A 24,818-nucleotide genomic window follows, 5' to 3' on the forward strand; every position below is an offset into this window, starting at 1 on the left:
TGTCAAGGTAATCTCCTTGTCTAAAAGCCTTTTATAGCCGTTGTTAGGCGTTTTCCACCTTTAGCTAGTATTTCCCTTTTAAACAATGTGATTCGCCTTTTCACAGTTGAGCGCGTATCATCAATCAATTACACCTCTGCGTAATGCGTCTGGTTTCCAAAGACAGCTCATGCAGCAGTTAAACTTGCTGTATTTTACGCCTAAACTTTTGCACTGTCGCCTCAATATTAATCTTCGTTATTTTGTAATTCCTGATCCAATCCATCTGCAAATAAACCATATACATAGCGTTCTGCATCAAATGGCTGTAAATCATCCATCTTTTCACCCAATCCAACAAATTTTACTGGAATGTGTAATTTGTTACGAATGGCTAGTACGATACCACCCTTAGCAGTACCATCCAACTTCGTTAAGACAATACCTGTTACATTTGTGGCTTCTTTAAATGTTTGTGCCTGAACAAGCGCATTTTGACCAGTTGTCGCATCAAGTGCTAGTAATACTTCATGTGGCGCATTAGGTACTTCACGCGCAATAACGCGATGTACTTTTTCAAGTTCATTCATTAAATTGACTTTATTTTGCAAACGACCTGCTGTATCACAAATTAACACGTCTGCATTGCGATTTTTTGCTGCACGAATTGCATCGTACATAACCGCTGCAGGATCCGAGCCTTCAGATTGCTTAATAACTTCACAACCAACACGGTCTCCCCAGACTTGTAATTGATCAATCGCGCCAGCACGGAAAGTATCTCCAGCAGCTAATACTACATTTTTACCTTGTGATTTTAGGCGATGTGCAAGTTTACCAATCGTTGTTGTTTTTCCTACGCCGTTCACGCCAACAAATAAAATAACTGTTAATTCACCTTTAGGCTGCATATTAAGGTCAATTAAATCTTCTTCCCCTTGCTCATAAATTTCTACAAGCTTTTCAGAAATGATTGTTTGAATGCCATTTGTATCTTTAATATTTTTTCGTTGTACTTCATAGCGCAGTTTGTCCATAAGCTCCATGACCGTTTCAAAGCCGACATCCGCTTGTAATAACAAATCCTCTAATTCCTCAAAGAAATCCTCATCCACTTTTCTGTAACGTGCAACTAAATCATTCACTTTTGAAGTAAATGAATTACGCGTTTTTTCAAGTCCAGCCTTAAATTTTTGTGTAATGGACCAAGCAGATGGTTTTTTCTCTATATCGGTTTCTTCGGCAGGTTGCTCGTCTACAAGAGCAATGTCCTGTGTTTCTTCTTTTAGCTCTTCAATTACAACCGGTGTCTCCACAACGGAAGAGTTCTCACTTACTGGCGCGTCCTCTACCTGTGCTTCAACTACTTCTTCTACAGTCGTTTCTAATTGTGCAGGGTTTGCTAGTTGTATTTGCTGTCCGGTAGATTCTTCCTCATTGATATCTACAACCTTTTCTTCTTCAGCGGGATTTCCCAACAACTTATCTTTCATTCGTTTAAAAAAACTCATGCTTGTTCGCTCCTTTGCTCCGCAAGTACGGGTTCATCTTCTAATTTGACTGAAACGAGTTTCGATACCCCTGATTCCTGCATTGTAATACCATACAGGACATCAGCCCCCTCCATTGTACCTTTACGATGGGTAATAACAATGAATTGTGTATCAAGGCTAAATTTCTTCAAGTATTCGCTATATCGAACAACATTGGCCTCATCTAATGCAGCTTCTACTTCATCTAGAATACAGAATGGCACTGGGCGAATATTTAAAATCGAGAACAATAAGGCAATCGCTGTTAGTGCACGTTCACCACCAGAAAGAAGGCTTAAATTTTGCAATTTTTTCCCAGGTGGTTGTGCAACAATTTCAATGCCCGTTTCCAACATATTGTCTGGCTCAAGTAACACTAAATCTGCTTGCCCGCCACCAAATAGTTCACGGAATACCAGTTTGAATTGCTCACGAATTGCATAAAATGTGTCACTAAAGCGCAGTGTCATTTCCTCATCCATTTCCTTAATGGCTTCATGTAACGTTTCCTGTGCTGCAAGTAAATCCTCACGTTGCTCAGTTAAAAATGAATGTCGTTCTAGTACACGGTCATATTCTTCAATAGAACTTAGGTTAACAGGCCCAAGTTCTTCAATTGATTTTTTCAACAGCTTAACGCGACGACGCATATGCTCCTCATCTTCAATCTTAAGAGCTTCATGCATCGCTTGCTCAAATGTTAGCTGATAATTTTCTTCGAGCTGTTCATTGAAATTATTCATTTCAAATTCTACGCGATTACGTTTTAATTCATTCGCACGTATTGCTTCCAGGAAGCCTTTATGTATACGTTGCTTTTCCTTCAGCTGCTCTTCCAATGTTGTCAGTTCTTGCTGATGCGCTGCTTTTTCTTCTTTTTTCTGTGCAATCGTAAGCTGTAGCGATTCACGTCTTGCTTTCCAAGTAGTAACCTGCTCATCCACTTCTTCATCACTTAATAGTTTTGTCGATTCATCAGATTGCAGCCAGATTATTTCCTGAGAAATATTGTCGACTTTTTGACGAGCTTTGTTTAATTGTAAAGCAAGCTCTGCAGTCGCAACTTGTACTTGAGACATTTGCTCCTGTATAACCGCTAATTGCGAGCGTTTTTCTGCCGATCGCTCACGAAGAACATCTTTTTCAGTTTCACCCTGCAACTTCACCTTGCCTAGCTGTTCAACAGTTTCATTGATTGCTATTAGTTCTGTTGCAAGCGTGGCTAAACGTGCTGTTGCAACTTCCTTTTGAGCTAGAAGTGCTTCTTCTCGTGTTTTAACATCCTGCGTTTCATTAGATGCAAAGGAAACGCGTGCAGATAAGCTTTTTTCAACAACCTCTAACTCACGAATACGACTAGCCTGTTGCATTTCATCTTTACGTAATTGCTCGCCGTCTAGTTTCATTTTCTCAACTGTGTCACGCAATGTCGCAAGATTCTCTTTTTCAGCTGCTACAGCCTGTTCCGCACTATGAATTGATGTTTCTAACGCTGCTAATTTTGCAATTAAGCCGTCTAATTCCGCTTTTCTAGTAAAGAGCGAAGATTGTTGCTTCGCCGCCCCACCTGTTAACGAACCGCCCGCATTGACAATATCTCCGTCTAGAGTTACTACACGATATCGAAAACCACATAAACGGGCAATTTGGCTAGCTCCTTCTAAATTTGCTGCGACAAGTACGTTACCTAGTAGGTTTTCTACAATTGAACGATTTTCTTCATCGAATGTAACGAGCGCATCGGCCATTTGTACAAAAGCTGGATGTTCAGTAGCAAGCTGTATAGCGGACAGATTGATTTTCCGTGACTTCATAACTGTTTTCGGTAAGAATGTCGCACGTCCCGCTCTTTTTTGCTTTAACCAATGAATAGCCTGTTGAGCATGTTGTTCATTCGTTGTCACAATATGCTGAGAAGCAGCACCTAATGCCGTTTCGATGGCCTGTGAATACTTACTATTGACCTGAACTAATTCAGCAACAGCCCCTTCAATACCTTGTAACTCACCCTTATCACGCGCTAACAATACTTCCTTAACTCCGTGGAAGAATCCTGAGAAATCGGATTCTAGCTCGGCTAGCGTATCTTTTCTAGCCTTCAATTGTTGTTGATGTTGGTACGCTTTATAAAGCATTTCTTGTTTGTCATTAAAGGATGTATTTACTTTTTTTAGTTGTATCTGTAGGGTTTCAAATCTCTCTAGCTTATGTTGTAACTCGTTCGTTGTAGCTAGATGTGCAACAGTAAGTGCCTGTTTTTCGGTTACAATTTGTGCAAGTTCCTGGCCGAATTCATCTGTTTGGTCTGTCATACGTGCAGCCATTGCTTTTTGCTGTGCTAATTGTTGGTCAATATTTTTCAATTCGTTTTTGACAGTTGCCTCTTCGTTTAACGAATCAATATAACGATTTTTTTGTTCTTCAATTTCTTGCTCTATTTCTGTAACGGAACGATTTAACGATTGCTCTAATTGTTTAATAATGTGCTTCAGCGCTGATACTTCTTGCTGTTTTTCAGTGAATAATTCTTTCTTCTCAAGTTCTTGAACAATTAGAGTCTCTACTTCATCCTTCGCTTCTTGTAAAGATGTATTTAACTGTTGTAGCTGATTTGAAGTGTTTTGTCGCTTTTCTGCCATCAAGGCTTTACGGCCATCCCAACGCTCCACTTCCATTGTTGCATCAACAAGATCGGATTGAGAGCCGTCTAATAAGTGATCTAATTCTTTCAAATACTTCCGAATCTCAGTTGACTTTGTCTCCAACGCTAAAATATTACTCGCTTGAGTTTGTTCAGTTTCAGATAGCTGTGTATATTCTTCTTTCAGTGCATGCAAAGATTGTGCACAATTTTTTAAATCGTGCACAAGCATCGCAATATCAAAATCCTTTAACTCTGTTGACATTTGTACATAATCTTTAGCGCTAGAAGCCTGAATCGCTAAAGGTTCTAGACGACCATCTAACTCATGCAAAATATCTAATACACGGTATAAATTCTCATCTGTTTCAACAAGTTTATGCTCCGCTTTTTTCTTTCGTAATTTATACTTTAATACACCTGCCGCCTCTTCAAAAATAGATCGGCGGTCATCAGGTCTACTATTTAAAATTTCATCGACACGGCCTTGTGAAATAATCGAAAAAGCTTCTTTACCAAGTCCCGAGTCCATAAACAAGTCCGTAATATCCTTCAGGCGACACTGCTGGTTATTGAGTAAATATTCACTATCACCTGAACGGTATACGCGTCTTGTTACGCTTACTTCTGTATAGGGAAAAGCAATTTGCTCATCAGTATTATCTAAAATCAATGTTACCTCTGCAAAGTTTAATGGCTTTCGAGAGTCACTCCCAGCAAAAATAACATCTTCCATTTTTGCTCCACGTAACGACTTTGCCGATTGCTCCCCGAGTACCCAACGAATAGCATCGGTCACATTACTTTTTCCACTGCCATTTGGTCCAACAACAGCAGTAACACCTGGTACAAAATCAATACCAATGCGCTCCGCAAAAGATTTAAAGCCAATCACTTCTAGTCGTTTTAGGAACATCTATTAAGCCTCCTCTTTAGCAGTCTGCGCACGCATAGCATGCATAGCACATTGTGCCGCCTGCTGCTCGGCTTCTTTTTTTGACTTCCCTCTACCAATACCAAGCTCTTGTCCATTTAATAACACGCTCGATACAAATGTACGATTATGCGCAGGCCCCTTCTCATCGACAATTTCGTAATGAAGAAGACCGTTATTCGTTTGTTGCACCATTTCTTGTAACTGACTCTTGAAATCCATCACATGCGAAAAAGCACCGATTTCTACTTTTGGGAACACGATTCGTTCTAAAAATGTCACGACCGTTTGTAAGTCCTGATCTAAATAAAGGGCACCTACAAATGATTCAAATACATCTGCAAGTAGCGCTGGACGTTCCCGACCACCTGTTAATTCCTCACCTTTTCCCAGTAACACAAAGCGACCAAAGCCTAACTCATTTGCAAAGATTACAAGTGATGGCTCACAAACAATTGACGCACGAAGCTTCGTTAATTCACCTTCGCTCATATGTGGGTATTTCTCAAAAAGGTATTTAGAAACAGATAGTTCAAGTACAGCGTCACCTAAAAATTCAAGACGCTCATTATCCGTAAACAACTTACGGCGATGCTCATTCACATAAGATGAATGCGTGAATGCTTGATACAATAAATTTTTATTTAAAAATGTGATGTTCAATTCATGCTGTAATAGCTCGAATTGATTGCGTACTTTCTCAGGAAGTACGCCTGATTTCTGCATAGTTCCTTTTCTTTTCATAGCCATTGAACAATCTGCCTTCCTAATAGTTTCTACCGTCTTAGTGTACCTTTTTCAAGGCGTTTATGCAAAAGTATTTCCACCAAAATGCAATGTTTTGGGAATTTTTTTGCAAATCGTTTGCAAAATTGAAAAAAGGCACGTCCTGAGCTCGATAAACGAACCATTACGTACCCTTTCACATTCGCCTTGGCGTATTTGCACCGATCACTAAACTGTCAGTGCAGAAAAACATTGCGTCTAGAATTTGACCTGTGCAACACATTCAAATTCTGTGACATCGCCAGAGGCTTTAACTTTATTCAGCTAACCTGACTGTTGATTGATTAAAAAATGAATCTACACTCATTTTAACACCTATTGAGGCGAGAGACTACCGCTGAATAAAGTTAAAACGAAAATTAGCTAACTTTACTTTCGATGTATGAAATAGCAGAACCAACCGTAGAGATTTTTTCAGCATCTTCATCAGAAATTTCCATATCGAATTCATCTTCAAGCTCCATAACAAGCTCAACTACGTCTAATGAGTCAGCACCTAAATCATCACGGAAAGAAGCTTCAAGTGTTACTTCGCTTTCTTCAACACCTAAACGGTCCACGATTACTTTTGTTACTCGTTCTAATACAGTAGTCAAATCTTTCACCTCCCCTCACATGATTATACAAAAAAGCAAAATCTATGCCCATTACATATTATTACATCACCATGCCGCCGTCTATATGTAACGTTTGCCCAGTCATATAGTTAGCATCGTCTGAAGCTAGAAAAACAACTGCCTTTGCAATATCTTCCGGCTGACCAAGCTTTGCTAAAGGAATTTGTGTAAGCATGCCTTGTTTTAACTCTTCTGGTAGTTGATCAGTCATCTCTGTTTCAATAAAGCCTGGTGCAATAGCATTTACTAAAATATTGCGAGATGCCAACTCTTTAGCTGTTGTTTTTGTCAAACCTATAACGCCTGCTTTGGCAGCTACATAATTAGCCTGGCCAGCATTACCTGCTACACCTACGATAGACGAAATATTAATAATTCGTCCTGCACGTTGTTTCATCATTTGACGCGTTACTGCTTTTGTACAAAGGAAAACACCCTTTAGATTCGTGTCTAAAACATCGTCCCATTCGTCTTCTTTCATACGCATCAATAAATTATCACGTGTAATGCCCGCATTATTAACTAAAATATCGAGCGAACCAAATGTTTTTACTGCCGCATCCATTAATGAAGTTACTTCTTCCGCTATCGAGACGCTTGCTTGTATTGCAATGGCCTCACCACCGTTCGCTTGAATGCTCGCAACAACTTCCTCTGCTTTTGCCTGTGAGCCGCTATAATTGACGACAATTTTAGCTCCCTCTTCAGCAAGTTTCAATGCAATCGCACGTCCAATTCCCCGCGAAGCACCCGTTACAACCGCTACCTTACCTTGTAATTTATGCATTGATTGTCCACTCCTTCGACGCTTCTATTAATGCTTCTAATGATGCTTCATCATATACACAATACGTTGCTACTGTTCGATCTATCTTTTTAACTAAACCGCTTAAAACTTTGCCGGGTCCACATTCGATAAATACATCCACACCATTAGCGATCATTTCACGCACAGATGCTTCCCACTGCACAGCGCTGTATACTTGTTCTACTAATTCTTGCTGAATAGCAGATACATCCTGTAATTCATTGGCCATAACATTGCCAATTACCGGAATTTGTGGCGCTGATAGTGTAATACCATCTAATGTTGCACGTAATTTTTCAGATGATGGTCGCATTAATTCTGAATGGAATGGACCACTTACGACTAAAGGAATCGCACGTTTCGCACCCGCTTCTTTCGCTGCTACAGATGCCTTTTCAACGCCTTCCTTTGTACCAGAAATGACAATTTGGCCTGGACAGTTAACATTTGCTACCTGTACAGCATCTCCTGCCGTAGTTACTTTTTCAGTTACAGCATGTAAATCATTGAGCTCCATGCCAAGAATAGCTGCCATTGCACCTTGCCCCGCCGGCACTGCCTCGTTCATATATAAACCACGTTTATGCACTACTGATACCGCATCTTCGAATGATAGTACTCCAGCAATAACTAATGCACCATATTCGCCAAGCGAGTGACCAGCTACATAGTGTGGTGTAATTCCAGCTGTACGTATTTTCTCTGCCACCATCACACCTGTCGTTAAAAGTGCTGGCTGTGCATGATATGTCAACGTCAATTCCTCTGCAGGTCCTTCAAGCATTAATTTTGAAAGTTCAAATCCTAGAGCCTTGTCCGCACTTTCATAAAACGCCTTGCTCTCTGCCGTGTTTTCTACAAATTCTTGACCCATTCCAACCGTTTGAGAGCCTTGGCCTGGAAAAATAAATGCAATTTTCGTCATTTCTCATTAATCCCCTTTGTTAGTCAATTTCTAAGCGACGCACTGTGTCCGTAATCGTTGGTATGACAGTATGCTCTACCATTGTATTGGCTTGGCGAATCGCACTAAAGATTGCTTTCCCATTCGATGAGCCATGCGCTTTAATAACAGGTGCTTGCAAGCCAAATAACCCTGCTCCACCATACTCTGTGTAATCCATTTTATTTTTCAAGTCACGTAAATTATTTTTCATAAGGGCTGCTGAAATTTTTGTTTTTGTAGAAGACATAAAAGCCTCTTTTAACATCGTAAATAACGCACCCGCTGTTCCTTCTATCGATTTCAACACCATATTACCCGTAAAACCGTCTGTCACAACAACATCTGCAACCCCTTCAAGTAAATCACGAGCTTCTACGTTACCGACAAAATTCAAATCTGCTTCCTTCAGCAATTCAAAAGCAGCTTTTGTTAAATCATTGCCTTTTTTTTCTTCTGTACCGATATTTAAAAGGCCAATACGCGGCTTTTGTAGCCCTCCAACCTTCTTAGCATAAATATCGCCCATTATTGCATATTGCAATAAATGTTCAGGTCGTGCATCTGCATTTGCTCCTAAATCAAGCATTAAAAACCCTTTGCCATCAAGCGTTGGTAATGTCGTTGCTAAAGCAGGTCGTGCAATCCCTTCAATACGCCCGACTTTAAATAAGCCACCTGCCATTAAAGCCCCTGTATTACCGGCCGATAGACAAGCATCAGCCTTCCCTTCCTCCACAGCATCCATCATTCGTGCCATTGAGGAGTCCTTTTTACGTCGAACAGCACGCGCAGGGTCGTCTGTACCTTCTACCACTTCTCCACAATGGACAACTGTTAGTCGGTCATGCATTTTTAAAAACGGCTCAAGCTTGTCTTGCTGTCCATATAATTGAATTTCCAAATTTGGAATTTGATTTAATGCTAATAAAGCACCTTCCACAACCGATTTTGGTGCGTTGTCGCCACCCATTCCATCAAGCGCTAATTTCATTGTTGTTCACCTTTACCTTTCGTGCGGTACATATCAAATTCGCCAACAAAGACTGTTTCACCGTTAACAGTAGAGATTACCTCTACTTTCGTACGATGATGTTCGTCATCTCGTCCAACAACTACAGCCTTCGTAATAACACGATCTCCAGCTTTCACAGGTTTCACAAATGTTATATTAGAATGCACTGTTAAGGCTAGTTCATCATCGATAACCGCTACTGCTAATGAGTTTGCCTGTGCAAATAAATGATGTCCACGCGCGATGCCATTGCGCTGAAAAACATGTTCTTCTTTTACGTCAAAAATAGATAATGCACGATTATCTAATTCAATATCAATAATTTCACCGATTACTTCATCTATCGGCAAAGATTTCACTTCATTTTCATAGGTTTTCGAAGCCACATCTTTAATTCGTTCACGCAATTCTGGAATCGCTAATTCCATACGATCCAAACGAATTGTTTGAACACTTACCTGAAACTCTGATGCTAGCTGTTCATCTGTGACGAATGGATTTTCCGCAATCGTTTCAGATAGTAGTTGCTGCCGCTCTTTCTTCGTTCGTCTCAACGTCATTCGCCACCTTTTTAGTTGTTATTAGCACTTGGTACTAATATCAGTATATAGAGTATAAAAAAAGAATGCAAGACCTGTTTTCAAAAACAAGTACTTGCATCCCTCTTAATCGAAACGATCTCCTTGTAATACACCTGATTCTTCTAACATGAGACGTAAATATTTATACGCCTCATCCTGCCAAAATGCATCGCCTTCAATCATTTCAGTTGCATCTTTCCGAGCAGTTTCAAGGGTTCTATAGTCGTGCACTAAATCTGCTACTTTAAAATCAGGTAAGCCACTTTGCTTACGACCAAAGAAATCCCCTGGCCCTCGAAGCTCTAAATCTTTCTCAGCTAGTCGAAAGCCATCATTTGTTTCTGTCATCGATTGCATTCGCTCTTTACCTTCATCTGATTTTGGATCGGCAATCAATACACAATATGACTGATGCTCCCCACGACCAACGCGACCACGGAGTTGATGTAATTGAGCTAAACCGAAACGCTCAGCGTCATAAACAACCATAAAGGTTGCATTTGGTACATTAACACCGACTTCAACCACCGTAGTAGAAACAAGCACTTGAATATCACCTTCACTAAAGGAGCGCATAACCGCATCTTTTTCATCTGCGGGCAAACGACCGTGCATCAGACCAACTTTATAACGTCCATTAAAATACGATGCAAGTTGTTCATAAATGTCCACTGCATTTTGTACGTCCAGTTTGTCGGACTCCTCAATAAGTGGACAAATGGCGTATGCTTGTCTCCCAGCCGTTAGTTCTAACTCCAATTTCGATAATACTGAACTAAGTTGTTCTTTTTTCATCCAATGTGTTTCGATTTGCTTTCGCCCCGCAGGCATTTCATCAATCATCGACACATCCATTTCACCAAACGCGGTAATCGCTAGTGTTCGTGGGATTGGAGTAGCTGTCATAAAAAGCACATCAGGATTTTCTCCTTTATCACGTAAAATCCTACGCTGCTCAACTCCAAAACGATGCTGTTCATCTGTTATCACAAAGCCTAATCTGTGAAAAACTACATCTGGCTGAATAAGCGCATGTGTACCAATTAAGATATCGATTTCACCATTTACCAGCGCTTCTAAAAGTAAGCGGCGCGCTTTCGTTTTTGTCGAGCCCGATAACAAGGCTACACGCACCCCAAATGGCTCAAACCACGCCATTAAATTTTCAGCATGTTGCTCAGCTAAAATTTCCGTCGGTGCCATTAACGCCCCTTGAAAACCAGCCGTGACAGCTGCATATAAACATATAGCTGCAACAACTGTTTTTCCTGAGCCAACATCACCTTGTAGCAAACGGTTCATTCGATGCGGCTCTTTTAAATCTTTGCAAATTTCATTTACGACTCGCTTTTGCGCTCCCGTTAATTCATACGGCAATGATTCAATAAATTCACGTAGCTTTTGCAAATCAAATTGGACCATCGTACCATGCTCATTATCCTTACGTATTTTACGTAATGTTTGGATACGTAACTGAAAATTTAATAATTCCTCATAAGCGAAGCGTCTTCTTGCTTGCTTTGCATGTTGAGCGTCCAGTGGAAAATGAATACCTTCAAGCCCCTCACGCATGGATACAAGTTTATACGAAGCTTGTAAATGTTCAGGAATTGCATCTGGTAGTTCTGCGCCAAATTCATCAAGCACCTGTCGCATATATTTACGAAAACGCTTTTGTGGAATCAAACCTTTGAGGCTATACACAGGTTCAAAATCTACTTGATCAGTTTTCGGCCCAAAAGTTACAGTCGTACCATTAATAACCTGTCTACCCCGATCCCATTTACCTGTTACCGTAATAATAGAACCAGGAACAAGCTTTTGCTTTAAATAGTTTTGATTAAAAAATACAATTTTCACTAAATGACGCCCTGCAAGCACTGTCACTTGTAAACGGGATTTATTTCGTCCTAAGAACAGCACTGTGGGCTCACGTTCCACTTTACATTCAACAGTGACACGTTCATTATGTGGCGTCTGCGCTAAATCTTTTAAACGAAAATCCTCATGTCGATGTGGGAATGTCCACAATAAATCTGATATTGTCTCGATGCCTAGTGCTTCTAGATGTGCTGCTGTTTCTTTCCCGACCCCCTTTAAATCGGAGACGGGATGAGTTAATTCAGTCACCTTGCACGACAGCTCCTCCAAATATCTTCGCCGCAAGTGCCTTCCCTGTTGGTGTTGCCGCTAGGCCACCACGCGCCGTTTCTTTTAAATTTGGACTCATCGACAAGCCGATACGATACATTGCTCCTATTACTTCATCACAAGGGATACGACTAGTGACACCCGCAAGTGCCATATCTGCAGCAACAAGTGAGTTAGCAGCACCCATCGCATTACGCTTTACACAAGGCACTTCTACTAATCCTGCTACCGGATCACAAACGAGCCCTAGCATATTTTTAAGGGTAATCGCAAATCCTTCAGCACATTGCTGTGGTGTACCACCTGCCATCTCCACAATAGCAGCTGCTGCCATACCTGCCGCTGAACCAACCTCAGCCTGACAACCACCCTCAGCACCCGAAATAGAAGCATTATTGGCTACAACAAAACCAAAAGCACCCGATGTAAACAAATAACGAATCATTTGTTCACGTGTTGGATTCAGCTTATTTTTCACTGCAAATAATGTACCTGGTACAACACCCGCTGAGCCAGCTGTCGGTGTTGCACAAATTGTACCCATTGCCGCATTTACTTCATTTGTTGCAACCGCTTTACTAACAGCATCTAATAATAAATCCCCAGAAAGTGAATTCCCTTGTGCAATATAATTTTGAAGCAGTACGGCATCTCCGCCTGTCAAACCTGTCACAGACCGTACACCATTTAAACCACGTTCAACAGCTTCTTCCATAACCGTTAAATTACGGTCCATTTGCTGCATGATTTCTTCACGTGTCCGCCCACTTATTAACATTTCTTGCTCTATCATCAGTTCTGAAATTAATTTACCTTCTTGTTCTGCACGCGCAACAAGCTCGCGTACATTGTGAAACAATACGTCCATATTGTCACGCCTCCTTAGTTATTAATTTTCGACACTTTTGTAATATATGGTATTAAAGAAATCTGCTGTAATATTTTATCTTCAATGTTTTGATCGACCTCAATCACCATTAGTGCAGTTAAACCACGTTCAATACGTGAAACCTCCATATGACCGATATTAACATCATGCATAGCCAAACAGTTTGCAACATTGGCAATACAGCCGGCGCGATCGTCATGTACCACAAGGATGGCTGGCATTCCTCCAGTCAATCGTAATTTGAAGCCGTTAACCTCACTTACTTCAATTTTACCACCGCCGATAGAAATTCCAACTACCGACATCTCCCCCTCGTCATCTCCTATGACAAGCCGTGCAGTATTCGGATGTTCAGTATTTGCTGTTTCAGGAATGAATTCAAAAGCTAATCCCGCTTTTTCTGCATCTGCAAACGCTGTTTTAATACGCTCATCAAATGTATCATAATTTAATAAGCCACCAATAAGCGCAACATCTGTTCCATGCCCTCTATACGTTTCAGCAAAAGAACCATACAAATGAATCTTCGCCCATTTTGGCTGTCGTCCAAATAAATCTCGTGCAACTCTTCCTATACGCGCTGCACCTGCCGTATGAGAGGAAGAAGGCCCAATCATCACTGGTCCAATAATATCAAATACTGATGTAAACTTCATACAAGCACCCCTCTATTCTATTCATATAATAATATTTATTTTTATTTATATCATGCTTGATAGTTACTATAAAAGTAAAGCAATACTTTATCAACTTTCAGAAAATTAACACTACTATAACTTCCTTTTGTAAACCCGTTATTATTTTTGTCTTTCTCCCTAATACACTCATTTCTCAAAGCCAATAAACCAGTATTTGTAAATACCTCATCCTCTGGACGCGTACATTCAACGAACTATTTCCCGCTAATCTAGTTATATACTTATACATAATATCCCGTTAGCATAAACAAAAGCAGTACACAACTTGTGCACTGCTTCGCCTGATACATTTCAAGGGTATTGTTAATTATTCTACCGAAATAATATATGGATATAATCCTTGTTTACCATTAAATAGCTCGACTTCTACATCCGGGTAGCTTTCTTCGATAAATTTCACTAAAGTAGTTGCGTTTTCTTCAGTTGTATCCTCACCATAAATGATTGTCACAATTTCAGCTTCTTCATCAACTAAATCAGTAATAACTTTCTCAGCAGCATCTTTTAATGCTGGTGTCGATAGCACAATTTTCCCTTCTGCAAGTGCCATGAAATCATCCTTATGGATTTCTACACCATCAATTGACGTATCACGAACCGCATAGGTTACCTGTCCTGTTTTCACGTTAGCTATTGCATCTGTCATTGTTGCTCGGTTCACGTCTACAGTCGCTTCCGGATTAAATGATAAGATTGCAGCCATCCCTTGAGGGATAGTTTTTGTCGGTACTACTGCCGCTTCAATATCAAGAAGCTCTACAGCTTGTTCCGCTGCCATCACAATATTTTTATTGTTTGGTAAAATCAATACTTTTTCTGCACCAATTTCTTGTACAGCCTTTACGATATCCTCAGTTGAAGGGTTCATTGTTTGCCCACCTTCAATGACATAGGAAGCCCCAATCGAACGAAGTAATTCAGCAACGCCTTCACCCATTGCAATCGTCACAATTGCATATGGATGTTTTTCAGCTTTTTTTGTTGAGGTAGGCGCTTTATGGTCTTCTCCAACAATGGCAGAATGTTGTTCACGCATATTGTCGACCTTAATTTTCATTAAACTACCGTATTTTTGGCCCATAGCTAAAACAGCACCTGGTTGTTCTGAATGAATATGCACTTTCGCAATTTCCTCATCTGATATAACAAGTAATGAATCACCTAGGGGATTCAATTCGGTACGGAATTGTTCCTCACTAAACGGCTCTTTACCTTCTTCAAAACGCACCATAATTTCTGTACAATAACCGAACTCAATATCCGCTGTATTCATGAAATCTTGCGCTCTATGATGTTCGGCATTGATTAAATCATCTAGTGTAGCATCGTTTTTCTTAGGTAGTGGCTCACCTTTCAACGAAGCTAAGAAACCTTCGTAAACAAATAGTAAACCTTGCCCACCACTATCCACAACGCCTACTTCCTTCAGTACTGGAAGTAAATCTGGCGTGCGTCCTAATGAAGCCTTTGCTTCCGCAGTGAAAGCCTCCATTACAGCAATGATATCGTTTTCAGTTTCTGCTACCTCGACACCTTTTTTCGCAGCTTCACGCGCAACAGTCAAAATCGTTCCTTCAACTGGCTTCATAACCGCTTTATAGGCTGTATCAACACCTGCTTGGAAGGCATCTGCAAAGCCCTTAGCATCAATTGTAGCTTCTTTTTCAATAAATTTACCAAAGCCACGGAAAAGTTGAGATAAGATAACCCCAGAATTCCCACGCGCACCCATAAGTAAGCCTTTTGATAAAGCTTGTGCTGTTTTCCCGATATGTTCTGATGCTTGAAGTTCTGTTTCTTTCGCTCCAGATGTCATCGATAAGTTCATGTTTGTTCCTGTATCACCATCTGGTACTGGGAATACATTTAATGAATCTACATAATTTGCATTTTGGAATAGATGATGCGCTCCCATTTGCACCATCTCTGCAAATTTTAATCCGTCTAATGACTGCATTCGATTTAGTTCCTCCTCTTACACATTCGCTACACGAACGCCCTGCACAAAGATATTGACAGATTTCACGCTCATACCCAATGTTTTATCAACTGTATATTTCACTTTCGATTGTACTTGATAAGCAACTTCCGAAATTTTCGTCCCGTAACTAACAATAATGTACATATCAATATGTAAATCTTCGTCTTGTTGTCGAATAACAACACCTTTAGCAAAGTTCTCTTTGCGTAAAATATCAGTTAGACCATCACGAATTTGATGTTTAGATGCCATGCCAACAATACCGTAGCATTCTATAGCAGCGCCACCAGCAATTTGTGCAAGTACATCCGTCGAAATATCAATTTGGCCGAATTCGTTATTTAATTCAATTGACATAGAAATGCCCCCTTGGCTCTTTTTGACTAAATTACATTGTACCACTTTGGATATACATTAAGCAACCTAAGAAGCCCTGAAAGCGCACTGTATCAACGTTTCAAGCTTACAAAAGGAAAAAATATACAGGTAGAATTTGTGCTCCTTCGAAAACTACTGTTTTTACATGGTAAATGGTTGCGGTTGTTTTGCTTCATCGTCGTTTGAATATGTTGTAAATTTAAAACTTTGGCACCACATCCCTATACTGACTGTGTCGACATCAGCTATTGGTGAACGCTCTAACATTTAATTCCGCAAATGAACGATAGGTAAATATTTGTTTTTCATGTCCCTCTCCCTATTACAGAATACTCCCAATAAATTATCTTGCTAATTTCAATAAATGTAAAGATATGAAAAAGGGTACAAAAAAGCTGGTACTTTTAGCACCAGCTTTTTTTCATCTATTATATGACTTTTTAAAATAGACTCTTTATAAGCGTGTCAATCATAACAGGCATCTCCTTAAATGCACTGTCAACATGTAGCCGTTCTGTTTTCTGATGTGCATCTTTTCCAAAAGGACCAACATTCAAAACAGGCCCTTTTAACGCTGTCATCGCTTCAAATGGAATGCTGTACGTATCACCCCAAACAGGCGTATTTCGCTCAAATGCTACCCAACCATTGGCATCATCTGCATAGTTGACATAGCTCAAATCACAAATTCCATTAAAATAATGAATCTGTTCTATTTCAATATGAAACGTTTTTGCTGTTTCTTTCATTAATTCGATAGATTTAATAATAAGCGCATTATCAGATGAATTGATAGCAGGATAGTAAGGTGGTGCATATAACAGAACAGTTGCAGGTGTTAGCTCTTGGCATCGAATCATAAGCTGATCTACAATGCGGATGGATTTCTCACGATCATCCCAAGCATTATTTTCAAGCACTTTCTGTTTTATACACTGAACCTCTTCCACACCTATTTTATTTATTGCATGCTCTAATAATGTCTCATAACGAAGCACTCTCACTTTTCCAACACCCTTTACCCGCTCACGTTCACAAATTTCTTTGTAATGCATATTACAAGTAGCCATCGCTTCTTTTGCTACGTGTTCAAAGATTTCCATCACCTCAGACGCTGTACGCTTCATTAAAAAAACATTGTACAGAGCGGCTGCTCGATAAGGTGTTTGTGTGGAATATTCCATTTTCAAATCCTTTAACTGTAAAGAGACTGGGAGTGGCGTACTTTCGCCAAGATCTGTTTCACGGAAAATAGGGTTCCATTCCATATACTGTGTCATATATGAGGCAATATAATTCGCCGTCATTCCTTTTAAAGGTTCGCCTACATGTGTCTCTTTTCCATAGAATAAAGCAGCTGGCATAATTTTACCAATTGTTCCTGAATAAATATATTCATTTATATCCGATGGACCTTGTGAAAAAGAAGGTTCACTATTTAAAAATAATTTGTAGGTTAGACCATGCTGCTTTCGTAACTTTACAAGCTCAACAACTGCTGCACGCATACCAGCAGAGTTCACTTCCTCATCCGGTACCGCTGTTAATATCAGGTTAATTGGCCACTGCTCAATGCTTGCTTTTTCAAGTAGTTGCATATGTAGAGCCAGTCCCATCTTCATATCCATCGTCCCACGACCAAATAAATAATTTCCCGATTCTAAGTCGATTCTCGCCTCTTCCGGTAAGTCTTTTTTATATTTTGGTTCCATTAGCTTTTTTGTCAACTCTTCAGGATAAAAAGCAAAGGGCTCTAGTTCACCATACTCTTCCGTATGAACAGTGTCGAAATGGCTAATCAAAACAACCGTTTCTGTTGCTGTCGGATGTTTGTACAATGCTGTTACAGCATTTCTTCCAAGACCTGCATCATGTAACATAATTTGATTTGGATTTTCTCTAAAATAAGAAAGCGATTGCAACATCGTTTTTAATTTATAGGCAAATTCATTTTCACCTGCTGTTAATGTTCTACTTTCCCAACTTACAATTTCGCATAATAAGGCACGTAGTTTTTCAGGTGTATTCCATACGTAGTTATTCATCATAATTCTCCTTTATCCTTGTGTGGGCAACCCTTTTTAATGTAAATCAAGTGGTTCCTCATTTTTTATGTTCTTATTTAGAAGAAACTGTATTCGTTTTACTCAATTTAAATTTATAGAAAAGCATACAAGCTATAAAAAAGCCAATGCCATAAAGCAAACCAATTCGTTGGGTTGGATCGAATGCTAAAAATATAAGAATTAGTACACAAAAGCTAATACAAAACAAAGGAATTAGTGGATAAAAGGGTGTTTTAAATTTCAAGTCTTCCACCTTTCCTCCTGCTTTCACATAACGATGACGGAACATTAATTGCGATGTGGCAATACCCATCCATGAAATTGTAACCGCAATTCCCGCAATTGACATGAGTAAAACAAATACTGTATCTGCTTCCATCACACTCGTTAATAACGATAAAAGGGAGAACAGCATCGTGAAAATAAGCGCATTTAATGGTACTTTATTGTTTGTCAGACGTCCAAATAGTTTTGGAGCCATTCCCTCTTTTGACATCGACCAGAGTAAACGAGTAGAAGCATAGAGACATGAGTTACCTACTGATAGAATTGCTGTCAAAATGACAAAGTTCATAATGCCAGCTGCATAAGGAACACCTGCTATTTTCATCAATGTCACGAAAGGACTTTCAAGTAGTCCAAGTTCAGATGCTGGGAAGATTGCAGATAATACAATAATGGAGGCGATATAAAATACAATAATTCTAAAAAGAATGGTCCGTATTGCCCTTGGGATATTCTTTTCTGGATTTTCAGTTTCTCCAGCCGCAATTCCTACTAGCTCCGAGCCTTGATAAGAGAAAATAACGTTCATCATCGTTACAAATATAATAGCAATCCCTGCTGGAAATAACCCTGTGGGTGCTAAGTTCGTTAAATGAGGTGTTGGACGATCTGCCAATGGTATAAAGCCAAATATAGCTGCTGCACCTATAATGATAAAAGCTATAACTGCAACGACTTTAATACTCGCAAACCAAAACTCTGCTTCTGCAAACCCTTTAGTCGTCAGGGCATTTAATACAAACAACAGCACCATGAAAACAGCACACCAAATCCAAATAGGAATATCAGGAAACCAATGTTGCATCAATATCCCTGCTGCGGTAAATTCCACCCCTGCTGTGGCAGCAGAACCTACAAAGTACATCCATCCTAAAGAAAAGCCCGCTGCTGGATTTATAAAACGGGTTGCATATGTTTGAAAAGAGCCGGTTACTGGCATATACACAGCCAATTCTCCAAGACAATTCATTACCATATATAATATGAAACCACCACATAAATAACCTATTAATGCTCCACCTGGACCCGCTTGATTAATTGTATAACCGACATTTAAAAATAATCCTGTTCCAATAACTCCACCTAGTGATAGCATTAATAAATGACGACTCTTCATTGAACGATTCAATAAAATATTTTGTTGTTGCTCCCCTTTACCCAACGTCCATCCCCTCTTTCACATTCTTCGCGCTATCTAAATAACAAATATTCTGATATCTAAAATTATAAGCACCCAATCAATTTTTTCTGAAAAACAAATTGATTGGGCTTTAGTTTGTTTAGTTACTATAGTGAATTAAAAACGTAATGATAAGCAGCTTAATCCACCATCATGTTTTCTGAACTCAGACATGTCAAGTTCAATTGTTTTATAGCCTAATTCATTTAGCTTACGATTCGTTTCTAGATAGCCAGCCGGAATAATCACATAATCGTTCACTTGAATACAGTTTGCAGAATACTCATCTTCTTTTGGTATGATAATTTTTTCATAGGAAGCGAAAGCTGGATGATCAATAAATTCCCCCGCAAGGACCATACGATTTTCACCCACATAGGCGATGCCTGTTTTTAAATGGAAGAATTCTTTTAATGGAATAATCGTAGCTTCATAACCTTCTTTTTCAACGATTTCCTTGAATTGACGCGCTCCTTCTTCATTCGTACGGTCAGAAATACCAACATAAAATTTCTTTTCAGCTTGTAATACATCTCCGCCATCGAGTGTTCCTGGTGCTTTGATATAGTGTATTTTGTTATAAAAATTTTTTACTGCTGGTTCTATATCTTCAATTTCACGGTTACGTGCATCCGCACCAGGATTGGAAATAATAGCAAATTCAGACGTCAATACTGCTGTATCCTCTACAAAAGTAGAATCTGGAAATGCTTCATTTGCTGGAAGGTGCGTTACTTCCACCCCACATTTTTTCAATGCTTCAACATAACGGTTGTGCTGTTCAAATAATTCTTCTAAATTCGGTTTTCCAAGATTACTCGTTGTTAAACCGTTGATATAACTATTACCTGGTGTTTTTACAATGACATTTTTAAACATATGAATCGTCTCCTTTTTATCCTCTAATTACTGGACAAGTTAGACACGTTGGTCCACCTGTTCCTTTTACCGAAATTTCTTCACCCTTATATTCATAAACTGTAGCGCCTGCGTCCAATAATTGTTTCTTTGTAGAAGGATTTCCGGTTGGAATCACGCAAACTCTCGGCGCAAGTGCTAACACATTACAGCCTAAAGTGTCATATTCTTCTTTAGGCACTTCAATGAGCTGTATACCCTTTTCGATAATGAGCTGACGGAAAAATACTGGCATTAATCGTGAATGGACGACAGCCAAATCCTTGTCCACCATACTGATGAAGGACATCAGATGTAGACACTCTGCTTCCCCTAAATCGTGTGGTAGTTGTACGACAATAAATTCGTCAACAAAGTCAGCGGTAATTTCTTTTAATTGACGGATTGCTTCATCATTCGTGCGGTAGCCACGTCCAACAACAAGTGTTCGGTCATCTAGCCACACAATATCCCCGCCATCTGAAACTGCTTGTCCCGTTAATTCTCCGATAACAGGGATACCCTGTTGTGCTAAATAGGCTTTATATGCAGCCGCTTCAGGTTGTCTTAATTTCTTTCCAGATTTTAAAATGATGGCACCACGTGGTGTAAATTTTACAGGGTCATGTGCATATAGCGAATCTAACCCCACACCATTTGAAACTGGTAAATAATCAATTTTATCTACATATTTTTCGAGAATTGCCATAAATTCAGCATATTCTCTTACAGCCTCACTAAAATTAGGCTCTGATAGGTAGTTAAATGTTTGCCATTCATCGCTAAGATATTCTTGGCTTTTGAAAGCCTCTTTTGGATGTTTTACAATTACGTGTTTTAAAGGTGCATACATTGAAGAACAATAATGCATTCCCTTCACCCCTTTTCCGTATAGTGGAAAACGTTTCCGTTTAGAGGAAAGTTTATATGAAAAATATATGTGTTTTATGTTATACTGTCAATATATTTAGAAAAATTTTTATATTCCATCACTTTCGAATGGCATGATTGTACAGCGCAACCATTATGTAGCTAGACGTGGGTAGAGAATAAAAATAAAATAGAAGTAGAGGAGGTGGTACAACATATGCAATTATTAGAACGGGCAATGACCATCGCTAAGGTTTTAGCTTCTGAAACAACTGAAAACAGTTTGTCCATATCTGAGCTTGCAACAAAAGTCGATTTGCCTCTCAGTACTTTACATAGAATTTTAAAAGCAATGATCCAACAGGGGATGATTGAACAAGACGAACAAACGAAACACTATCGTCTTGGTACAATTTGGATGGAAATCGGTTTACAAGTATATGATACGATGGATTATATTAGCAAAATCAGACCAGAATTAGAACGTTTAGCACGAGAGGTTGAGGAGAGCGTTTATTTAAGTAAGCCCGCAGGGACAGATACCATTATTATTGAGAGAATTGACAGTGCAGCAAATCCAATTCGGATTTATGATCAACTCGGTATCCGAATACCTATGCATATTGGCGCAGCAAATAAAGCGATATTGGCCGCTATGCCTGCTTCACAGGCAAGTGAAATCATCAGTCAGCTAGTGCCTAATGAAGATATCGCTGACTTTAATTTTCAACTAGCACAAGTACAGAAGCAGGGATTTGCAATAAGCCATGGAGAGCGAACAACAGGAACGTCCTCTGTCGCAGTGGCAGTTTTAAATGGATTTGGAGAAATAGTAGGAGCTGTAAGCATCGGCTTCGTTAGCTTCAACGTGACAGAGGAACAGATACAACTCCTTACTGAACGTCTACTGGAAACTGGTAAGCGCGTGTCAATGAAACTTGGTTACCGAGCAAGGAACTAAGTTTTAAAACAATGAATATCAGGTACGTTTGAAGTTCACTGTATAAAAAATCGATTTCGTTATCAACGAAATCGATTTTTCAGCATAATAGTAAGAAACCGTTGATTTCCGTTTCAGGGCTCTCTTTCAGCGGAGTGGCTCCTCCTAATTTTTCATGAAAAAGGTTTATGAAGTACAATCGTTACGCATGGGCATATACACGATAGTCATCTGCTTTAGCCATCGGTCGAAAAGGTCATTTTTTCGGGTATTTCGTCAACAGTCGTTAAAAGTGAAATCCATTATTTATGTAGCAAATATTGAAGTGACATTCCGCACTTAAGATGAGTAGTCTTCTTTTAAGATGCTGTATATTTCTAAATCTACTATCCCCTTACCGGACCATAAAGAAGCCTGTCGTAATAATCCCTCTTTCAAAAAACCATTTTTCAAGAGCACTTTCTTGGAAACTTCATTTGCTGGCATGACCTCTGCTTGAATTCTGTTTATCTGAACCTCTTCGAATAAAAAATTGACTAATAGTCGCACGGCCTCAGTAGCAATTCGCTTTCCCCAATATTCCTCAGCTAAAAAATAACCAATAGTTACCATATTGACCTTCTGATTAAAATCCATAGACTCAATAATTCCTAATAGTGTATCTTGATTTTTGTGAAAAATCCCCCATTTCACTCTACTTTTTTTCTGATAATCTCTCTCGAAATGACCAATCATTTTGCTAACTGTTTGGATATTATGTTTCGGAAGAATTCCACAATATTGAAATACATGTTCATTATCGTAGATGGCAAAAAGCTCCTGTAAGTGTATTTCTTCAATTTTTTTTAAGACTAGCTGATCTGATTGTAAAACCGGAAAATTTATAAAAACTTTTTCTAAATTCATCTTTTCTTCTCCTTTATTATTCCGTAATTGGTATATAAATTTTCATATTTATTTCATTTGGAAAGTAAGAATTTATAACATCGGTCACCTCAAAATCTGGCCCTTCTTTTCTTTCATAGTTTGAATTTGGCAACCATTTTCCATAAATGTATCTTCTCGTATTTTGGACTAAATCTTTTAAATTCAGCATACTTCCCCTCTGGAATTTCAAAATTTACAAGTCCGTTTTGTAAGCCCAATGCAACTTCTTGCACTGCTTCTCCAACTATAAAAGAAAATTTACCACTATCCTGAAAATAAGTGGAGATACCGTATGACATATTTGGGGTGATTTTCTTAGGGATTTGCAGATAAAGCCTATTTCTACCAAAGCTCATATAAAATTCAGGGATTTCTTCAAAGTACTGTTCGTTATTTAAATTTATAGTATATTCATGCCCAATAATAAGTGTCTTTTTCAAGTACACGATTTCAGGTTTGTTCATACTTATTTCTCCCATAATCTTATAATCTAAAAAGTTAATTTTCGACTGGTCATTTATAAAAACCTGTTCTTTCCGATACTTTGCTGGCGTTATGCCAAAACATATTACAAACGCTCTTGTAAACGCCTCTTGGGAGCCATATTGAACAGTAAAGGCAATTTCCAAAATGTTTTTAGTTGTTTCTCTTAGTAACCTCGCGGCCTCAGCAAGTCTTCTGTTGCGAATATATTGTTGTACAGTAAATCCTGTAATAGCCTGAAAAAGTCGTTGAAAATGAAAAGCTGAAAAATAAGATTGCGCAGAAATTTCAGTTATCTCTAATTGTTTTTGTAGGTTCTTTTCGATAAAGTCAATTGATTTTTGTATTCGCAAAGTAATCCATCCCTCAACACCTCTTCTATTCTCTATTTTATCGGGTACTCGAAAGATTTTTTTGATAATTTGTGCTAGCTCTTACTTATTATCCTATACTGTAGCGTACTTCATCGGTAAGACCTATTTCTACAAAATAAGTAACCTCTTTGCATTGTTATATAGATGCTTTGACAAAAGGCTTGTCCATCCAACATTTTCATGTACGGCGCGCCTTTATAGCCTAACATTAAAAAATGCAAGATACCTATTTCAAATAGTCCCTTGGAATAATGTATTTTTCAAAATAAATATCCTCTCGTTCTAGCTAATAAATTGCCTGTAAAGGTTTTTTTCTTGAAAGGTTGTGTGAAAACTGTTGCACTGTGCGCCTTCGTATGTTAAATTATTATGGTATGTGAAATAAGAACTGAAATAATAATCTTTCAGCATCAACTGTAAGGAGGGAATACAACATGCCAAAACAATGTGTAATCACTGGACGTAAAGCTCGTACTGGTAACAACCGTTCCCACGCTATGAACGCTAACAAACGTACTTGGGGCGCTAACCTTCAAAAAGTTCGTATCCTAGTAGACGGTAAACCAAAACGTGTATGGGTTTCTGCTCGTGCATTAAAATCAGGTAAAATTGAGCGCGTATAATCGCTGCTTATAAAAAATCGATTTCGCATTAGATGCAAATCGATTTTTTTCTTTCTGCTTTTCTTGGCAAACTACCAATCGCCATTATATATCTTCAACAAAGAAAAAATCCGACTATTGTTAGTCGGATTTTTTGACTTTCTTGTCTTTTTTAAAAAGGTTGATGCACGTACGCGTAATGCTACTCACAAATTTCGGTAGTTGGAACGTATATACTTTCAGAGCCATCTCCCCCTCGCA

At 39.0% G+C, this 24,818-nt stretch carries 21 protein-coding genes and 1 pseudogene; 2 read left to right on the top strand and 20 right to left on the bottom strand.

Features of this window, described 5'->3' with window-relative positions:
• Positions 1-227: 227 nt before the first annotated feature.
• From ftsY to C9J35_RS01305, 17 genes are all read right to left on the bottom strand, one after another.
• Positions 228-1,490, bottom strand: coding sequence for a signal recognition particle-docking protein FtsY (ftsY, locus tag C9J35_RS01225; protein ID WP_107923097.1), 1,263 nt, complete (start codon positions 1,488-1,490; stop codon positions 228-230).
• Positions 1,487-5,068 (bottom strand): chromosome segregation protein SMC, encoded by a 3,582-nt coding sequence (gene smc / locus C9J35_RS01230; protein WP_107923098.1) that lies wholly within the window; start codon positions 5,066-5,068, stop codon positions 1,487-1,489. Before smc ends, ftsY begins: the two co-directional genes overlap by 4 nt.
• Before the next feature lie 3 nt (positions 5,069-5,071).
• Positions 5,072-5,836, bottom strand: a complete 765-nt coding sequence (gene rnc, locus C9J35_RS01235; protein WP_107923099.1) for a ribonuclease III — start codon at positions 5,834-5,836, stop codon at positions 5,072-5,074.
• A 395-nt stretch (positions 5,837-6,231) separates the two neighbouring features.
• Complete coding sequence (acpP, locus tag C9J35_RS01240; protein ID WP_107923100.1) at positions 6,232-6,468, bottom strand: acyl carrier protein; 237 nt, start codon at positions 6,466-6,468, stop codon at positions 6,232-6,234.
• A 61-nt stretch (positions 6,469-6,529) separates the two neighbouring features.
• Positions 6,530-7,276, bottom strand: a complete 747-nt coding sequence (fabG, locus tag C9J35_RS01245; RefSeq protein WP_054767126.1) for a 3-oxoacyl-[acyl-carrier-protein] reductase — start codon at positions 7,274-7,276, stop codon at positions 6,530-6,532.
• On the bottom strand, positions 7,269-8,222 hold the full coding sequence (gene fabD, locus C9J35_RS01250; RefSeq protein ID WP_107923101.1) for an ACP S-malonyltransferase: 954 nt from the start codon (positions 8,220-8,222) through the stop codon (positions 7,269-7,271). The genes fabG and fabD overlap by 8 nt, the downstream gene beginning before the upstream one ends.
• A gap of 19 nt (positions 8,223-8,241) precedes the next feature.
• Entirely contained in the window at positions 8,242-9,234 is a 993-nt protein-coding gene (gene plsX, locus C9J35_RS01255) for a phosphate acyltransferase PlsX (protein ID WP_107923102.1), read from the bottom strand.
• Positions 9,231-9,809 carry a transcription factor FapR gene (gene fapR / locus C9J35_RS01260; protein WP_054767125.1) on the bottom strand — a complete coding sequence of 193 codons (579 nt, stop codon included), beginning with the start codon at positions 9,807-9,809 and terminating at the stop codon, positions 9,231-9,233. The genes plsX and fapR overlap by 4 nt, the downstream gene beginning before the upstream one ends.
• Before the next feature lie 111 nt (positions 9,810-9,920).
• On the bottom strand, positions 9,921-11,966 hold the full coding sequence (recG, locus tag C9J35_RS01265) for an ATP-dependent DNA helicase RecG (RefSeq protein ID WP_107923103.1): 2,046 nt from the start codon (positions 11,964-11,966) through the stop codon (positions 9,921-9,923).
• Positions 11,959-12,855: an L-serine ammonia-lyase, iron-sulfur-dependent, subunit alpha gene (gene sdaAA / locus C9J35_RS01270; protein WP_107923104.1), complete on the bottom strand. Its 897-nt coding sequence runs from the start codon at positions 12,853-12,855 to the stop codon at positions 11,959-11,961. The genes recG and sdaAA overlap by 8 nt, the downstream gene beginning before the upstream one ends.
• A 14-nt stretch (positions 12,856-12,869) precedes the next feature.
• A complete protein-coding gene (sdaAB, locus tag C9J35_RS01275) occupies positions 12,870-13,532 on the bottom strand; it encodes an L-serine ammonia-lyase, iron-sulfur-dependent subunit beta (protein ID WP_107923105.1) in 663 nt (220 codons plus the stop codon).
• Between the two features lie 349 nt (positions 13,533-13,881).
• Positions 13,882-15,531, bottom strand: coding sequence for a DAK2 domain-containing protein (locus C9J35_RS01280; RefSeq protein ID WP_107923106.1), 1,650 nt, complete (start codon positions 15,529-15,531; stop codon positions 13,882-13,884).
• Between the two features lie 18 nt (positions 15,532-15,549).
• On the bottom strand, positions 15,550-15,912 hold the full coding sequence (locus C9J35_RS01285; protein ID WP_054767124.1) for an Asp23/Gls24 family envelope stress response protein: 363 nt from the start codon (positions 15,910-15,912) through the stop codon (positions 15,550-15,552).
• 461 nt (positions 15,913-16,373) lie between these two features.
• Positions 16,374-17,978: a M20/M25/M40 family metallo-hydrolase gene (locus C9J35_RS01290; RefSeq protein ID WP_107923107.1), complete on the bottom strand. Its 1,605-nt coding sequence runs from the start codon at positions 17,976-17,978 to the stop codon at positions 16,374-16,376.
• Positions 17,979-18,051: 73 nt separating this feature from the next.
• Entirely contained in the window at positions 18,052-19,401 is a 1,350-nt protein-coding gene (locus C9J35_RS01295; RefSeq protein WP_107923297.1) for an amino acid permease, read from the bottom strand.
• Positions 19,402-19,581: 180 nt separating this feature from the next.
• Positions 19,582-20,343 carry a dimethylarginine dimethylaminohydrolase family protein gene (locus C9J35_RS01300; protein WP_107923108.1) on the bottom strand — a complete coding sequence of 254 codons (762 nt, stop codon included), beginning with the start codon at positions 20,341-20,343 and terminating at the stop codon, positions 19,582-19,584.
• 16 nt (positions 20,344-20,359) lie between these two features.
• Complete coding sequence (locus tag C9J35_RS01305; RefSeq protein ID WP_054767123.1) at positions 20,360-21,232, bottom strand: dimethylarginine dimethylaminohydrolase family protein; 873 nt, start codon at positions 21,230-21,232, stop codon at positions 20,360-20,362.
• A gap of 216 nt (positions 21,233-21,448) precedes the next feature.
• Here C9J35_RS01305 and C9J35_RS01310 point away from each other — a divergent pair, with 216 nt between their 5' ends.
• On the top strand, positions 21,449-22,192 hold the full coding sequence (locus C9J35_RS01310; protein ID WP_054767122.1) for an IclR family transcriptional regulator: 744 nt from the start codon (positions 21,449-21,451) through the stop codon (positions 22,190-22,192).
• Positions 22,193-22,510: 318 nt separating this feature from the next.
• On the opposite strand, the gene C9J35_RS01315 is transcribed toward C9J35_RS01310, so the two are convergent.
• Positions 22,511-23,077 (bottom strand): GNAT family N-acetyltransferase, encoded by a 567-nt coding sequence (locus C9J35_RS01315; RefSeq protein WP_107923109.1) that lies wholly within the window; start codon positions 23,075-23,077, stop codon positions 22,511-22,513.
• A 16-nt stretch (positions 23,078-23,093) separates the two neighbouring features.
• Positions 23,094-23,944 (bottom strand): annotated as a pseudogene (locus C9J35_RS01320) (AraC family transcriptional regulator).
• Positions 23,945-24,389: 445 nt separating this feature from the next.
• Between C9J35_RS01320 and rpmB the strand changes: the two are divergent.
• Positions 24,390-24,578: a 50S ribosomal protein L28 gene (gene rpmB / locus C9J35_RS01325; RefSeq protein ID WP_004227417.1), complete on the top strand. Its 189-nt coding sequence runs from the start codon at positions 24,390-24,392 to the stop codon at positions 24,576-24,578.
• Between the two features lie 120 nt (positions 24,579-24,698).
• Here the strand turns inward: rpmB and spoVM are convergent, their stop codons facing one another.
• Complete coding sequence (gene spoVM, locus C9J35_RS24810) at positions 24,699-24,806, bottom strand: stage V sporulation protein SpoVM (RefSeq protein ID WP_230491827.1); 108 nt, start codon at positions 24,804-24,806, stop codon at positions 24,699-24,701.
• Between the last annotated feature and the right edge of the window lie 12 nt (positions 24,807-24,818).

It is taken from the genome of Lysinibacillus parviboronicapiens, from assembly GCF_003049575.1.
Classification (GTDB): Bacteria; Bacillota; Bacilli; order Bacillales_A; family Planococcaceae; genus Lysinibacillus; species Lysinibacillus parviboronicapiens.